The organism is Spirosoma oryzicola (assembly GCF_021233055.1).
GTDB lineage: Bacteria > Bacteroidota > Bacteroidia > Cytophagales > Spirosomataceae > Spirosoma > Spirosoma oryzicola.
Genome location: NZ_CP089538.1, coordinates 3,719,830 through 3,736,525 on the forward strand (window position 1 = coordinate 3,719,830; position 16,696 = coordinate 3,736,525).

Consider the following 16,696-nt stretch of genomic DNA (forward strand, 5'->3'; position numbering starts at 1 on the left):
GTTACTATAACCAGTTCTTCCGCCGGAAAATCCATACCGTCAGAGCGGATGACAATACCATCATCGCTAACGCAAATACATAGCCGTATTTCCAGTGTACCTCCGGCATTTCGTCGAAGTTCATCCCCCAGATACTCGCCAGTAAAGTCGGTGGCAAAAAGACCAGCGAAACAACCGTAAAGATTTTGACGACCCGGTTTTGCTCCAGATCAATCAAACCGAGGTAGGTATTTTGTAGAAATTCCAGCCGTTCGAAAATAAAGTTCGTGTGATCGATCAGCGAATTAATGTCCTTGATGAGCGTTCTCAAGCGCTGCTGTTCCGGGTCGCTAAACCAGCCGTCGGAACGAATCATTGACGAAATAACGCGCTGTTTATCAACCACATTCTCCCGAATCGACATGGTTAGCTCCTGGTAATCGTTGATATTCAGCAGCATCTCACGGTCCAGGTTAGCGTCCAGATCAAGCATCCGGTTGATTGCTTTGATTTCGCTCGACACCATTTCGACCAGATCCGCGTCGTAGTCGATCCGGGATTCGAAAATAGATATTAGAATCTGGGCTCCGTCACTGAACACGGCCCGACGCGATTTGATCCGCTTAACCGTATCGGCAAATGATTTCAGGTCGGCGTTGCGGTACGTAAACAGAGTATCGTCTTTAAGCAAAAAACTTACCGGTACCGTGATGTAACGTTGCTCTTTATCCGGAATTAAAAAGTTTGAATTCGCAATCAGAAAATCGTCTTCCTCAATGTAGCGGGAGCTGCTTTCAATTTCGAGCTGCTCCTGCTGACTCAAAAAATCCACGTCGAATTTCTCCTCCACGCTCTTGATCTCGGCGGGTGTCGGGTTTTGCAAATCGACCCAGAGCGTACGCTCCGTGTTGGAAAACGAATCGATGTCACGGATTTTACGAACAGAAGTTTCGTCGAGCTGGAAGATACGAATCATGAAGTCCAGTTTAGAAGTGCTGTAATTGGGACGCAAAGTTCATAAAAAAACGGAGCGGTGGAAAGCCGCTCCGTTAACTGTTTACTAAGTTAATGTCCCTGCCGGGTTTTATTTCTGCTCATATTTGTCTTTATACGTTTTATAGAGCCGCTTGTGGCGGTCATCCAGATTGACCTTACGGCCCTGAATGAATACCTGTTCGACCACGTTGGTACGCATATCGAGCGCGTCGCCCGCTGACACAAATAAGGTAGCCTGCTTACCTTTTTCTAGCGTTCCAACGGCGTTATCGATGCCCAGAATTTTGGCGTTGTTCAGCGTAATCAGTTTAAGCGCTTCTTCTTTGTCCGGAATACCAAAACCGGCGGCTGTTCCGGCCAGAAATGCCAGATTTCGCGTGCGCCACCACTCATCGGCATAACTCAGCCCAACGAGCACACCCGCTTTTTGCAGGATACCCGGCATACGATACGGCAAATCCACGTCCTCATCTTCCCGGTTTGGCAGTCGATGCAACTGGCTTAGGATCACCGGCACGTTATTCTCTTTCAAAAAAGTAGCTACCCGATTGGCTTCTTCGCCACCAACGACCACTACCTTCGGGATACCCAGCGCTTTGGCGAAGGTTACTGCTTCGATAATATCTTTGCCGTAATCAGCCCGGATGTACAGGTTTTGTTTACCCGAAAATAATCCGCGCATAGCCTCTAACTTGAGATTCATTGGCATCGGATTCGATAGGGCTGCGTACGCCTTCGCGTCGGAAAACGTTGCCTGCAAGGCGCTGATCGCTTCGGTCCGCTTCGAGTTTTTCCGAACCGTAAGCGAGAAGTCATCGTAGTTGAACTCACGGGCGAAATAACCCGGCCAGTTGAGCCAGAGGCCGTCGTCTTTTTTCAAAACGGCATCTTCCCAGTTCCAGCCGTCGGCCATCATCACGCTTGAACTTCCCGACACTGTACCGCCTTGCGGCATAGCCTGCGTCAGCAAAACGCCGTTGTTGCGAATAGTCGGAATAATCTCCGAATCGGTGTTATACGCAATCAGAGCCCGAACGTTAGGGTTTAGATCGCCAATTTCCTGCTTATCGACCGTGGCTTTTACCGCACCAATTTCCTGCAAACCGACGGTTGCGGCTGGTGAGATAAAGCCGGGATAGACGTGCTTTCCCGAAGCGCTGATGACCTCGGCTCCCGCCGTTGGGGTACTACCATCACCAATGGCCGTGATTACCCCTTTGTCGAATACCACAACGCCATTCTGAATGATTTGCCCATTGCCAACGTGAATGGTTGCCCCGGTCAGGGCGATGGCCCGTTCCTGCGGTTTGGCCGGAGCCGGGTTCTGGGCGTAACTCGTAAGAACGCCCAGCGTAAGTATGGATGTCAGTATTTTTTTCATGTGTTTTTCTTGAATGCCCGAACGCCCGTAGAAGAATTACCGGGTTCAGTCTATTTTCCTTCTTCTTCGCCTTCAGCCATGACACCCTCAACGTCTTCGCAGTGCCACATCCGCGACCGTCTGAACGTTGGGCGCTGGGTTGGTACACCGCTCGCTTTGGCCGACAAGGTTTTCTGAATCAGCCGGGCCCGCTCGGCCTGCATGGCTTCCCGCTTGGCTTCTTCGCCTTTCAGGCTAAAGTAAATAGCGCCTTCGATCATTGTTATTTCGGGCCGGGCGTAGATAGACAGCGGGTGCGCATTCCAGAGGACCAAATCCGCGTCTTTACCCGCCTTGATACTCCCCATCCGATTGTCCAGATGCAACAGTTTTGCCGGGTTGAGCGTCACCATTTTCCAGGCATCTTCTTCCGAAACACCACCGTATTCGACGGTTTTGGCCGCTTCCTGATTCAACCGGCGGGCCATCTCAGCGTCGTCGGAGTTGATCGAAACCGTTACTCCCTGACGGTGCATCAGAGCCGCGTTGTACGGAATCGCGTCGTGCACTTCCATTTTGTACGCCCACCAGTCGGCAAACGACGAGCCACCCGCTCCGTGTTTCGCCATCTTGTCGGCCAGTTTGTACCCTTCCAGAATGTGCGTAAACGTGTTGACTTTGAAGCCCAGCGAGTCAGCTACTTTCAACAGCATGTTGATCTCCGACTGCACGTACGAGTGGCAGGTGATAAACCGTTTGTTCGCCAGAATTTCGGCCAGCGCATCGAGTTCAATATCCCGGCGCGGTGGCGTAGCGTTGGCTTTTTCTTTGGCGCTCAGCTTGTTATAAGCCGTCCACCCTTTCGAGTACTCTTTAGCGCGGGTGAAGTGATCCATGTAAACCTGTTCTACCCCCATCCGCGACTGTGGGAACCGAACACCACCGCTGGGGTTATTGGCTTGTTTGACGTTCTCGCCCAACGCAAACTTGATAAAGCCGTCGGCCCCTTTGATGAGCATATTCTCCGGCGACTCGCCCCATTTTAGTTTGACAATAGCCGACTGACCACCGATGGAGTTTGCGGAACCATGCAGCAGTTGGGAGGTTGTAACACCACCCGCCAGTTGCCGATAGATGTTTACGTCGTCGGGGTTAATAACATCAGCCATCCGCACCTCTGCCGAACTCGACTGTCCGCCTTCGTTGACTGAGAGCAGGGCAATATGCGAATGTTCGTCGATGATACCGTTGGTCAGGTGTTTGCCCGTACCGTCGATCACGTTCACATTGGCGGGTGCTGTCAGACCTTTACCGATTTTAGAAATTTTACCGTCCGTTACCAGCACGTCGGCTCCGGTCATCACGCCATCTTTCTCGTTGGTCCAGACGGTAGCGTTGCGAATCAGTACGGTCTCTGCTTTGGGTTTTTGCAGATTACCCATACCCACGAACGGATACATGACAGCGGTAGACGACGTGGCCGACGTTGACCGGGCAGCCGTTACGGTAGTCGATTGCGGGATATCGCCCGATCGGGTTGCCGACCAGGTGATGCGTTTTCCATCGGGGGTTTCGCCGTCGCCCTTAAGGGTGGTTGGCGAGGTGCGGTAACCCGTTAGGCGCGTCGTACCCGAATTGGGGCGACGATCCAGTTGGGTTTGAATCGAGATAATATCTCCACTGATAGCAACTTTCGGGGTGATTTTGGTTGTATCGACCTGGATTTGGTAGTCGGGCTTATCGGCTGACTTCCCGGTTATGTTCAACTTAATGTTGCTCCGGTCACCGATGGTCAACTGCCAGCTTCCGCGCAGATCAGCGGCATCTTTCTGATTGACGATGTACTGCTTACCGCGAATCCAGTTTTCGAAGATGACGTTATCCGCGCTGAACAAATTGCCGGAGGTTATAATAAAGTTGGCGACCCGGCCTTTCTGCAAGGTGCCAACCATGTCCTCAGCCTTCATGAGCCGGGCAGGTACGACGGTCAGCGCTTCCAGGGCTTTCTGCTCCGACAGGCCGTTTTCAATGGCTTTGCGCAGATTGGCCCAGAACTCAGTTTTATTGCGAAGTCCTGCCGTTGTCAGCGCAAAAGGAATGTTGGCACTAGCTAGTCGTCCCGCATTCATGGGTGCCATTTCCCAGTGCTTCAATTCAGAAATAGCCACGTTATCGGCATCCCAGGCATCTTCAACGTCGTACGGCTGCGGAAAATTAACTGGTACAATCAGTGATGCGCCCGTTGCTTTGATCTCGTCAAGACGCTGGTATTCATCGCCCGAGCCTTTGATGATGTACTGAACACCAAACTCGTCGCCTACTTTGTCGGCCCGGAGAACCGCCAGTTTGTCGCCCACTTCAAAGATCGCGGGTAGCGACAGGTTACGGCTCAGAGCCTCGAGCGACAGGTTTGCCTGCTCCTTGTTCCCACCCCGTTTGTACCAGTCAGCATCGTACATGGCCTGCCGCAACAACGCTACGGAACCCATCGCCGAGTTTGGGTAATTTTGCCGCGATGTGCCTTTGCTGAACGAGTAATGAGCCGTAGCATTTGGTTTCAGCACAAGCGTATTTTCCCGGTCGTCGGCAAGAGCCACCAAAGCGCCCGTTCCCCGAACGATTCCATCGTGTGGGTGCGTCAGTACGGCTCCAAAGCCTAATTTGCGAAGTTCATCGGCCTTGGCTGGCGTCGCCTTGAAGAGTAAGCTGGCATTGTTTTCGGGTTGTACCGCCTGGTTCCAGTAGTAAGCCCCTTTTTTGGTTGATTCCAGTTGCGGAGGGCCACCCCGAAATCCGCCGGGACCACCCGTCTGTGGTATTTCCGGCATGCCATAGTCAGAGTCAATATCGATCAGAGCAGGGTAAATGCGTTTACCTTTCAAATCGGCAACAACCGTTCCGGCAGGAAGGCTAACGTTGCTGCCGACAGCCTCGACGCGACCGTCACGAATGAGTAGCGTAGCGTTTTGTAGGGTCGTTTGTGGATCAACAACAATGGTAGCGTTGGTGAATGCATACAATCCTGGCCGTTCGTCGTAGACACCGTTGCGGGGGAAGGTCGTCTGAGCCACAGCAGAGTAGGCCAGACCAGCCGCAAGTAGTGCCGTCAGGAAATGTCTTGTCATGAAGTAGTTTGATTGGTTAATGATTGGGGTTAACTCCCAAAAATACGTAAACAATTGCCTTTACGGTCACTTCCCCAAATAATATATCGCCACCAAGGCGCAACTACGAATAGATTTATCATTATATTAAAATTGTTTCTTTGTATTGATCAACACCACCTGGTTAATTTGTAGCGATCAACACCAACCTTCAATCTGTATGCGCCATTCATCTTCTATCCTGTTACTTATTGGCTTTTTTATCACACTTCAATTGCGGGCGCAAGGATCCCTCCAGACAACCCGCGACCTTATGAATCACAACGGGCTGAGCGCAGCAACGACCAACCGGCAAAATAATGCAGGCAAGTTGCTTGGTAGCCCTTACCTCGACACAACCTGGCAGACCAGCAACGTAAAGTTTTACGGCAATCTTAATCTCGTCAGTGATTCACTCGCTAACGTACCGGTTCGGCTGGACCTTTATTCGCATGATGTTGAAGTTCGAGCGGGTGCTAACGACGTTCGGGTAGCGAAAGGCCCTTCGGTGAAATACATCGTGCCTACCAACCCATCCGATTCGCCGAGCCGGTTCGTCAACGTTCGCGAGTTTAAAGGTGAGGCCGACGCCCTGGCGGGCTTTTTCGAGCAAATCGCTGCGGGTAAGCTAACGTTGCTACAATACCCGTCTGTTTATGTGAAACGGGCCAATTTCAACCCGGCTATGGGTACTGGTTCCAAAGATGATGAGCTGATTCCCAAAAACGACTGGTACATCGTCCAGAATGGAAAAGCTAACCGGTTTTCTCCCGGCAGGAAATCATTGCTTGAGCTGATGGCCGATAAAAAGGAGCAGATTGAAACCTATCTCAAAACGGAAAAACCGGATTTAAAAACCAAGCCGGGTCTATCGGCGGTGTTTGCTTACTACAATAGTCTTTAACGGCATTTTAACCGCTGATTATCAAGAGCAAGCTAAATTGAGCCACTTATCAACCGGGTTAGACTAAGTAAGCTAGTCCGATTGATTTCTGGCAATGCGTCGTCTATTTTCTTTGTCCTTTATTCTACCGGTTTCCTTGGCTTATCGAATAAGCGTTCGCAAGGATTGGGTTGCGGCTCTTTTTAGTACCTTCTTTTTGGTGAACGCCTGTCGCGCTCAATTGCCTTCGGGCAGGGATACCTCAACGGTCGGAGTAGATACCCTCAATAGCAGACGAGCAATTCATTATCAGGATGTTGCCGACGTCCTCAAACGGTGCTTCCCACGTTTGGGCATCACCACTCACGACTCGGCCTCGTTGCAGGAAGGGAAACGGTTTGTCCTGGTGCTTCCTCAGGTTGGCTACACCCTTCAAACGCGTGCCCTGGCTGCCATTGTCGTCAATACAGCTTTCCGAAAGCCACTGGCAAACATGTCGACCATGACCGGAACGCTTTCCTACACCCAGAATAATCAGGTGATTCTGATGGCGAATGCCGCCGTATGGAGTGCCGCCAACCGCTATTTATGGACCAACGACTGGCGGTTGATGCATTACCCACAGGCGACCTACGGATTAGGCATGTACACGTCCACCGACCGGGTGATCAACATGGATTATGCCTACTTTCGCCTGTACCAAAGCCTGTTACGACGTCTGGCACCAAACTTTTACGCTGGGATTGGTTACGCACTGGATTTACATTGGGGTATCAACAGCTACGATAGTCGTCGGGAATTGACGCGTATCTCCCGCTATTCGGTTGGTGTGGCCGGTCGGTCGGTATCCTCAGGTCCTACACTGCATATTCTATACGACAATCGGCAGAATGCGATCAATCCAAACGGCGGCTTGTACGTTAACGCCGTTTTTCGCGCGAACACGCAAGCACTCGGCAGCGATAAAACCTACCAATCGCTGTTGATCGAAGCCCGAAAGTACATACACCTACCTCGGCAATCAGACAACATTCTGGCCTTTTGGTCCTATAACGCGCTAACGTTGAGCAGCGATCCTCCTTTCCTGGATTTACCCAGCACGGGTTGGGACAGTAACGGAAATGTTGGCCGGGGTTTTATCCAGGGACGTTTTCGGGGCAAGAAACTACTGTATGCCGAAACCGAATACCGATTCCCACTAACGACCAATCGGCTTTTAGGGGGTGTCATTTTCGCCAATGCCCAATCCGTTACGGAACATCCCAGCGAACAATTCGAAAAGGTAGTACCAGCGGTTGGAGCGGGTTTGCGCTTAAAAATGAATAAAATTTCCCGAACAAACCTCTCTGTCGATTACGGATTTGGCTTCGATGGATCGAAAGGTTTGTTCTTTAATTTAGGCGAAGTCTTCTAGCTTAAATTACATTCATTTTACCCAATAATTAGCAGACTAACCTACCAAAAGGTATAAGGGAATCTCTATAGACTAAACAATCAGAAAGGGTGAGTAATTTGATTAAGTAAATTTTGACAAAAACCGGCTGTAAAGTAAAATTTTGACGTTTTTAGGAGGTAACTTGCTGCACAGTTTTCTTCTCTATAGATTACCTTCATAAACATACAGTTTTGGTGAAACGTCTCCCTTTTTTGTTGCTGGTGTTTGTCATTTTTGCGGTAGGCCAGCCGTGTCTGTACGCCCAAAAGAAAAACGAAGCCTATCAACTTCACATCAGCAAAGCCACATCACCTATTGTTGTCGATGGAAACCTGGACGAACCGGCTTGGCAGGCGACAGAAGTAGCAACGGATTTCTGGATGGTACTGCCTATGGATACCAGCCGAGCCAACGTTCGTACGGATGTTCGAATGAGCTACGATGACCAGAACATTTACCTGAGTGCCGTCTGCTATCACGGCGATGTAGCAGGGCCTTATATCGTTGAATCGCTCCGGCGCGACTGGTCTTTCCCGAAGAACGATAATTTCATTCTTTTCATGGACACCTTCGACGACCAGACCAATGGTTTCGCTTTCGGAGTCAATGCCGCGGGAGCGCAATGGGACGGCCTGTTGTACGAGGGCAGTAAAGCGAACTTAAGCTGGGACAATAAATGGACCTCTGCCGTTCGTAACTATTCAGATCGTTACATCCTCGAACTGGCGATTCCGTTCAAGACCATCCGCTATAAACGCGGCATTACCCGCTGGGGCGTCAACTTCGGTCGGCAAGACCTGAAAACAACCGAGAAATCGTCCTGGACGCCTATTCAGCGCCAGTTTCCGACTGCTTCTCTGGCTTATACGGGTGTGCTGGTCTGGGATCAGGCACCCCCACAACCCGGCCCCAACATTTCGCTTATTCCCTACGCCCTCAGCGGTTTAAACCGCAACTACGAAGGAGATACGCCGACAGACAGTCGCTTTGACGCGGGTATGGATGCCAAAGTGGCCGTCACCTCATCGCTGAATCTTGATCTAACCGTTAATCCCGATTTTTCGCAGGTTGACGTTGATCAGCAGGTCACGAACCTCGACCGTTATGAACTATTTTTCCCCGAAAAGCGGCAGTTCTTTCTGGAAAACGGCGACCAGTTCACCAACTTCGGCTATTCAACCATCCGTCCTTTTTTCAGCCGTCGGATCGGACTCGGTGGCGTCCCGATTCGCTTCGGTGCCCGGCTAAGTGGTAAACTCAATAAAGACTGGCGGATCGGGTTGATGGATATGCAAACAGGCCGGGTAGACAATATGGGATTACCCGCCCAGAATTTTGCCGTAATGGCCCTGCAACGTCGGATTTTTTCCCGATCAAACATCGGTTTTCTGTTTGTCAATAAAGAGTCGCTGTCGTACGAACCCGTTTCCGATAAACCGATCTACTCGCGCTACAACCGAAATTTTGGTCTGGAATACAATCTCGCATCCTCGAACAACCTCTGGATGGGTAAAGCACTGTACATAAAATCGTTTAGCCCTGAAACTTCGCAGGAGGACAACGCGGTTTACGCGGCCAATTTGCAATACAACAGTCGTCGATGGCTAATCAGCGGACAGCTCGAAATGGTGGGAGCCAATTACACCGCTGAAGCGGGCTACGTACCGCGCCGGGGTTACGAGCGGGGAACAGCAACCGTTGGGTATACGTTTCTCCCGACCAATGGACCCATTCTGAATCACGGTCCCACGTTAACGTCTACGTATTTTTTCGACAAAGCCGGGCGGCAGAGCGACAACGAAACGTACCTGGGCTATACGTTAACGTTCCGTAGTCGAAGCGTTTTAACGGCCTGGGCCGCCACCGACTATGTGCGGCTGCTGCAACCTTTCGATCCGACCAATTCGGGACGCGAAACCCTGGCGACCGATACCGAACACAACTGGACGGCCTGGGGCACTCAGTTTACGTCAAAACCACAGAGCCTGTTCACCTACGGATTTTCAACGCGCTACGGCGGTTACTATTCCAACGGCTCACGGCTAAACCTCACGGCGGATGTAGGGTACCGCTTTCAGCCTTACGTCAGTTTGGCAGCCAGTGCGAACTACAACGATATTCGCTTACCCGGCCCCTGGGGGAAAACGACGTTCTGGCTCGTCGGGCCACGCTTCGACCTGACCATGACCAATACGCTGTACCTGACGACTTTTTTGCAGTATAATGAGCAGGCCAAAAACATGAACCTGAACGCCCGATTCCAATGGCGTTACAAGCCAGCTTCTGATTTGTTTATTGTTTATACCGATAACTATCTGCCTACGATGGGACAACCGGGATCTTTTTCGGTTAAAAACCGGGCGTTGGTACTCAAGTTTACGTACTGGTGGAATATCTGATGCTCAGCATTTAAAACAAAGCGTTCCGCTGTCTGTTATTTCTTCAATCACGCGCCAAACGTGATCAGTTTACTACACAAAAACCAACCAACGTTATGAAAAGTCTAATGCGTTTTTTCCCAATAGCCTTCGTGGCCCTGTTCATGACTTTGTTTCTGACCAGCTGTCAAGTCGTAGGTGATATATTTAAAACGGGTGTCTGGACCGGCGTCATACTCGTCGTCGTCGGTATTGGCGTTGTGATCTGGCTCGTCTCAAAATTGTTTGGTGGCGGTGGCCGGTAATAAAGTCAGATCGCTTCTACAAAAACAAAACCCGATCCAGCAATGGATCGGGTTTTGTTTTTGGGCTATTCAGAAGTTGGCCGCTAACGCAGGAGAGGCCATCTTTTCCGGACGAAAAGACGGCCTTTCATGCTTTGACTTAAGTCGATTTAGGCTACCAGTTCCAGCAGACCGTCCCGCTGTAATACGGCTTTCTGGCGTTCGCTCAGATCGTCGGATGCTTTCATAAGTGGTAACCGAACCTCCGCCGAAATCAAGCCCATGATTTCCATGATGTTCTTTACACCAACCGGGTTTCCTTCTTCGTACAGAAGCGGGTCGATACGCAGGAAGTGGCCGAGTTCTTTTTGGGCAAAACCAAAGTCACCCTGCAAGGCCGCATCAATTATGCCTGAGAACTTAGCCGGGAATGCATTGGCTATCACCGACATCACCCCTACTCCACCGATGCTGATAATAGGTACAGCCTGAATGTCGTCGCCGGAGATCAGCAGAAAATCATCGGGTTTGTCGCGGGCAATTTCCATGCACTGCTCAATTACGCACGACGCTTCTTTAACACCGATGATGTTAGGATGCTGAGCCAGTTCGCAAATCGTCTCCGCCGACATGTTGATACCCGTCCGGAACGGAATATTGTACAGGATCACGGGAACAGGGCTTGCATCGGCAACGCGCGTGAAGTGTTCGATAACTCCCCGTTTGCCGGGTTTATTGTAATAAGGACAGACGGACAGAATCGCGTCGACCCCTTCGAAATCAATATCCTTCATCCCCGCCACAACATCCGACGTTACGTTACCGCCTACGCCAAACACGATTGGAAGCTTCTTGGGATTATTTTCTTTAAGATACTGTAACAATTGTTTTTTCTCCTGCTTCGTCACCGTTGGCGATTCGCCCGTAGTGCCTTGCAGAACAATGTAACGGACGCCCCCCTCGGAAACGTGCCGGATGATGCGGCCGAAGCCGTCGAAGTCGACAGAATGATCGGCCGTAAACGGTGTCACAATAGCCACACCGACGCCGTGAAATGTAGTGTCCATTATCGGATACAAGAGTTTATTACCACAAAGTTACGGGAATTGAACCGGAATTTTTTTGCAAATGCGTCAAGCATTACAACTATACGCGGCCATTGTAAGTCTTAGGGGTAAATTTTGACAACGATGCGCCTTATTTTCGTCATTTTCCTGATTGGTCTGTCGAGTTGTAACTGGGAATCCGTTTTACCCGATCCTGCCAGTACGGTTATCGATGTAAAAAGCCAGCGGGGATGGCGAACAACCGCGCTCGACAACGCGTACAAGATTCAGTTTCCTCGTGGCTACCAGGGTGGAATCGGCCCAACGATTGAAGGACCGGAGTTTAGTCTAAAACGATACGATCAACAGGCTTACTTCTTGGGTATTATGCCCTTTTTTGGCGGGGGTATGCCCCTACCGAATCCACAACCAGCCACCATCCCTCATGGAAATGTGCTCTTAGACCGGCTCGTTACCTTTCAGCGAAATGGACAAACCCAGGGCTTGTTTTACTATGCTCAGCAGCCTAAAGCCCTGGGTCGTTTGTATTTACTTCACAACGGTACCCTTGGTTATAGCATGATTGTTCAATATGATTACAGCCTGCACCAGGAAGTTTTGGGCATTTTGCAAACCATTCAACCTCACTAGTCACCCATCGATACACTACACGTCCAGCATCGCCAAGAACTCATCTTCGCTGATCATGGACACATTCAGCTTCTGGGCTTTTTCAACTTTCGACGGTCCCGCGTTTTCACCAACAATCAGATAGTTAAGCTTTTTGGAAATACCACTGAGCAGTTTACCTCCATTGGCCGCAATCCGGGCTTCCAATTCCTCCCGACTGAAATTAGCGAAGGTACCGGTGTACAAAAATGTCTTACCCGCGAGTGTGTCTCCCTCCGGTTCAACGACTTTTCGTTCGCCGACAAATTGCAGTCCGGCGGATCGTAGCCCTTCGACAAAGTCTTGGTTCAGTTGGTCGGCAAACCAGGCAACTACGCTTTCGGCGATGCGTGGTCCCGTATCAGGCACGGCCAGTAGTGCCTCCTGACTCGCGTTCATAATGGCATCCATTGACCCGAAATAATCAGCTAGTTTTTCCGCCGTTGTGCCCCCAACGTAACGTATACCTAAGGCAAACAAAACGTTCTTGAAAGGTTGCGCTTTCGAGCGTTCGATTGCCGTCAGGATGTTTTCAACCGTCTTTTCGCGGAAACTAACCACCCGACGCTTTCCCGTTTCTTCGTCTTCGAAGACTTTTTCGATACCCAGCAACTCAGCTGACGTAAGTGAATAGAGGTCAGCGGGTGTCTGTACCAGTCCCCGGTCGATAAGCAATTCGATTTTGCCTTCCCCAAGACTTTCGATGTTCATCGCCCGACGCTGGATAAAGTGTTCAAACCGGGCTTGCCGCTGCGGAGGGCAACCCCGTTCGTTGGGGCAATAAAAATGCGCTTCGCCTTCTTTGCGAATGAGTGGCGTACCGCAGGCCGGACAGGTAGTCGGGTAAACAATCGGTTGGCTCTGACCGGTCCGTTTGCCCAGATCAACACCCGTAATTTTGGGTATGATTTCGCCCCCTTTTTCTACGAATACGGTATCGTGTAATTGAACACCTAACCGCTCGATCTCATTGGCGTTGTGCAGCGACGCTCGTTTTACGATGGTTCCGGCCAGTAGTACGGGTGTCAGCATCGCAACGGGCGTTACGGCACCTGTCCGGCCAACCTGGTAATTGATACCGTTCAGCGTTGTGCTGGCCGCCAACGCTTTGTATTTGAAGGCAATAGCCCATCGGGGACTTTTAGCCGTATAGCCTAGTTCGCGCTGCTGATCGTAGCGGTTGACTTTAATAACGATCCCATCGGTACCAAGCGGTAGATCGAAGCGTTTGGTTTCCCACTCGCTGATGTACAGCATTACGTCCTTGATAGTCGCGCATTTTTGCCAGGTTTGCGATACGTTGAAACCCCAATTTTTCAGGGCAACAAGGCTTTCTTCGTGGGTCTGGAAGATTTCGGGTTCGGACAGAAACGAGTATAGGTAACAATCCAATCGGCGTTTGGCTACGGCTGCGGAATCCTGCTGTTTAAACGTGCCAGAGGCTGCATTTCGGGGGTTTGCCAGCAGGGCTTCGCCAATATCTTCACGCTCTTTGTTGATCCGTTCAAACTCAGCCAGTGGCAAAAACCCTTCGCCCCGCACCTCAAATAGAGCAGGAATGCCTTCCCGGTGTACGCGCAGGGGAACCGTCCGAATCGTCCGGATATTATTTGTGATGTCGTCGCCACGAACACCGTCACCACGGGTAGCCCCCTGCACAAGCACGCCGTTTTCGTAGGTCATACTCAGAGCCACTCCGTCGAACTTAAGTTCGCAGATGTATTCAAACTCCTGCCCGTTCAATCCTTTCCGCACGCGATTGTCGAATTCAACCAGATCTTCCTCGGAATAGGTATTTCCCAGCGAAAGCATCGGAAAGCGGTGATAGACCGTTTGAAACTCTTTACTAACGGTTCCACCCACCCGGGCGGTCGGCGAGTCGGGTTTGCGAAATTCAGGATGCTGAGCTTCCAGACCAGCTAATTCGGCTAACAATTTATCGAACGTAAAATCGTCTACTTCCGAAACGCTGTTCTGGTAATACTGGTGATTGTAATAATTCAGGCGGTCGGTCAATTCCGCAATGCGCTCCTGGGGTGTCATACAATAAAATTAAATAGGCGCTAAGGCACTCTACTGACTTATAAAACAATTAGATACACAAACAAACAAGCTTTTTTTGCCTCAAAAACTACTTTCGTCTATTCTCTACTTACTCCACAAACTACTTCTCAATACGGGGTTTGTTTCCTTGTTCAAGCAAAAAAACATAGTTTTACAGGATAAAATTGTAAGCAGTTTACGGAAACCAGTTGCATAACCGTTCTTTTTAGGCAATTAGTTTTCGACTGTTCCCGAATAACTATGACTCAGCCTTTCATTGCGCCTTCGTTGCTAGCTGCCGACTTTGCGAATCTGCAACGGGACCTCGAATTAATAAACCGTAGTGAAGCCGATTATCTGCACTTCGATGTGATGGATGGCGAGTTTGTTCCCAACATTTCGTTTGGCTTTCCTATTCTCGATGCTGTTCGCAAGCACTGCCAGAAACCACTGGATGTGCATCTGATGATCACCCAGCCGGACCGGTACATTGACGCCTTCGCCGAAGGCGGAGCCTCGGTAATTCATGTGCATTACGAAGCCTGCACGCACCTTCACCGCACCCTTACGCACATTCGCGAGATGGGTTGCCGGGCGGGCGTCGCACTCAACCCACATACACCCGTAACAGGTCTGGAGGATGTGCTGGAACAGATTGACGTAATCCTGATCATGTCGGTCAACCCTGGATTCGGTGGTCAATCGTTTATTCCCAATACCCTCCCCAAAATAGCCAAATTAAAGCAGATGCTGACGGCGAATCGCTCGTCGGCACTGATTGAAGTAGATGGTGGTGTCGGCCCGAAAAACGCAGCGGCCTTATTAGACGCGGGTGCAGACATATTGGTAGCGGGCAGTTCCGTTTTTGGTGCCAGCGATCCGCTGGAAGCCATCCGGCAGCTGAAAAACAGTCGCCAACCACTCATGGCTTAACCCGGCCGCTTACTATACCAACCCATAACGTTACGTTCCGCAAGCTTGTACTTATGAAGACATTATCCATGGCCATCACACTCAGTATCTTACTGCTGACAATGGCCTGTCGTAATACTACCCAAACCCAATCGGAAGCGACTAGCCCCGCCGACTCAACAAAAGCTCCCCCAGCCCCCGAATGGGCTAAAAACGCCACCATTTACGAGGTAAACACCCGCCAGTTTTCCGCAGCCGGCACGTTCAAAGCCGTTGAACTACAGCTACCCCGCCTGAAAGAGCTGGGCGTTGACATCGTCTGGATGATGCCCATTTATCCAATCAGTCAGAAAAACAAGAAAGGAACACTGGGTAGCCCCTACGCCGTTGCCGACTATAAATCGGTGAACCCCGACTACGGTACGCTGGCAGACTTCAAATCGTTGGTCGACCGCGCTCACGTGCTCGGCCTGCGCGTGATTTTGGACTGGGTTCCCAATCATACTGGCTGGGATCATACCTGGGTCAAAGAGCACCCGGACTGGTACACGCTCGTCAAAGGAAAGATGACAACACCACTCGACCCCAAAACCGGCAAACCGACCGACTGGACCGATGTGGTTGACCTCAATTATGACAATCCGGCTATGCGCAAAGGCATGATCGAAGCCATGCAATATTGGATCAAAGAATGCGATGTTGACGGCTATCGTTGCGATGTAGCTGGCTATGTCCCCGATGATTTCTGGGCACAGCTTCGACCCGAACTGGATAAAATCAAGACCGTATTTATGCTGGCGGAGTGGGAAGACGACCCTGCCCAGTTTAAGAAGTGCTTCAACATGAATTACGGCTGGGCCTTGTTTGCGATGATGAAAAATATTGCGCAGGGAAAATTACCCGCCACCAGCCTGGACACCTTGCGCAGCAGCAACCAAAAACGGTTTCCGGCCTGGTACTACCAGATGCTATTTACCCAGAACCACGACGAAAATACAAATAACGGTACGCTGGAAGAATCGTTTGGCCCATCAGCCGACGCGTTCATTGTGTTGAGCAGCACCCTGGAAGGAATGCCTCTGGTTTACAATGGCATGGAATCCAATTTAACGAAACGACTAGCCTTTTTCGAAAAAGACACGATTCCCTGGGGCACCTACGAAAAGAGTCACTTTTTTAAAGCACTGCTAACCCTCAAGCACAGAAACCGGGCGCTCTGGAACGGTCTGGCGGGCGGAAAGGCCGAGAAAATTACAACCGACCACGACGAAACCGTCTACGCTTACTCGCGCCAGCGTGACAACGACCGGGTTACCGTTTTACTTAACCTCAGCAACCAGGCTCAGACGTTTCGTCTGTCAGGAGAAGGCTATGAAGGGTTGTACACGGAAGTGTTCAGTCGTCATCCGATGGAGCTAAAACCCGATATGTCTCTCACGCTAAAACCCTGGGAGTATAAGGTGTTAACCAATTAAGTTTTTGTAACTTACCAAACACAATCTGAATGTGTAGTTTGGAGTTTATAGGCTAGCGTTCGTCCGTACTAAAATCAGTACACGAATTTGTCC

Annotated in this window: 12 protein-coding genes; 7 read left to right on the top strand and 5 right to left on the bottom strand. The window is 50.5% G+C overall.

Translation table 11 applies throughout. The annotated features are described in order from the left end of the window. Window positions 1-4: 4 nt before the first annotated feature. The 3 genes from corA to LQ777_RS15790 form a co-directional block, all read right to left on the bottom strand. Entirely contained in the window at window positions 5-955 is a 951-nt protein-coding gene (gene corA, locus LQ777_RS15780; protein ID WP_232558892.1) for a magnesium/cobalt transporter CorA, read from the bottom strand. 108 nt (window positions 956-1,063) lie between these two features. Then, window positions 1,064-2,356, bottom strand: a complete 1,293-nt coding sequence (locus LQ777_RS15785; protein ID WP_232558893.1) for an amidohydrolase family protein — start codon at window positions 2,354-2,356, stop codon at window positions 1,064-1,066. A gap of 50 nt (window positions 2,357-2,406) precedes the next feature. After that, the gene (locus tag LQ777_RS15790) at window positions 2,407-5,460 is read right to left on the bottom strand and encodes an amidohydrolase family protein (RefSeq protein WP_232558894.1); all 3,054 of its coding nucleotides are present in this window, start codon (window positions 5,458-5,460) and stop codon (window positions 2,407-2,409) included. 199 nt (window positions 5,461-5,659) lie between these two features. Between LQ777_RS15790 and LQ777_RS15795 the strand changes: the two genes are divergently transcribed. From LQ777_RS15795 to LQ777_RS15810, 4 genes are all read left to right on the top strand, one after another. Then, on the top strand, window positions 5,660-6,382 hold the full coding sequence (locus LQ777_RS15795) for a hypothetical protein (protein WP_232558895.1): 723 nt from the start codon (window positions 5,660-5,662) through the stop codon (window positions 6,380-6,382). A 94-nt stretch (window positions 6,383-6,476) separates the two neighbouring features. Then, window positions 6,477-7,775, top strand: coding sequence for a BamA/TamA family outer membrane protein (locus tag LQ777_RS15800; protein WP_232558896.1), 1,299 nt, complete (start codon window positions 6,477-6,479; stop codon window positions 7,773-7,775). Window positions 7,776-7,990: 215 nt separating this feature from the next. After that, complete coding sequence (locus LQ777_RS15805) at window positions 7,991-10,195, top strand: carbohydrate binding family 9 domain-containing protein (RefSeq protein WP_425276909.1); 2,205 nt, start codon at window positions 7,991-7,993, stop codon at window positions 10,193-10,195. A gap of 95 nt (window positions 10,196-10,290) precedes the next feature. After that, the gene (locus LQ777_RS15810; RefSeq protein WP_232558897.1) at window positions 10,291-10,479 is read left to right on the top strand and encodes a hypothetical protein; all 189 of its coding nucleotides are present in this window, start codon (window positions 10,291-10,293) and stop codon (window positions 10,477-10,479) included. Window positions 10,480-10,628: 149 nt separating this feature from the next. On the opposite strand, the gene dapA is transcribed toward LQ777_RS15810, so the two are convergent. Next, window positions 10,629-11,525: a 4-hydroxy-tetrahydrodipicolinate synthase gene (gene dapA, locus LQ777_RS15815; protein WP_232558898.1), complete on the bottom strand. Its 897-nt coding sequence runs from the start codon at window positions 11,523-11,525 to the stop codon at window positions 10,629-10,631. Window positions 11,526-11,648: 123 nt separating this feature from the next. Between dapA and LQ777_RS15820 the strand changes: the two genes are divergently transcribed. Further along, window positions 11,649-12,155, top strand: a complete 507-nt coding sequence (locus tag LQ777_RS15820; protein ID WP_232558899.1) for a hypothetical protein — start codon at window positions 11,649-11,651, stop codon at window positions 12,153-12,155. Between the two features lie 15 nt (window positions 12,156-12,170). On the opposite strand, the gene ligA is transcribed toward LQ777_RS15820, so the two are convergent. Then, window positions 12,171-14,216 (bottom strand): NAD-dependent DNA ligase LigA, encoded by a 2,046-nt coding sequence (ligA, locus tag LQ777_RS15825; protein WP_232558900.1) that lies wholly within the window; start codon window positions 14,214-14,216, stop codon window positions 12,171-12,173. 261 nt (window positions 14,217-14,477) lie between these two features. On the opposite strand from ligA, the gene rpe reads away from it, so the two are divergent. Both rpe and LQ777_RS15835 read left to right on the top strand, forming a co-directional pair. Next, window positions 14,478-15,149: a ribulose-phosphate 3-epimerase gene (gene rpe, locus LQ777_RS15830; RefSeq protein WP_232558901.1), complete on the top strand. Its 672-nt coding sequence runs from the start codon at window positions 14,478-14,480 to the stop codon at window positions 15,147-15,149. Window positions 15,150-15,202: 53 nt separating this feature from the next. Continuing rightward, window positions 15,203-16,603, top strand: coding sequence for an alpha-amylase family glycosyl hydrolase (locus LQ777_RS15835; protein ID WP_232558902.1), 1,401 nt, complete (start codon window positions 15,203-15,205; stop codon window positions 16,601-16,603). Window positions 16,604-16,696: the final 93 nt, after the last annotated feature.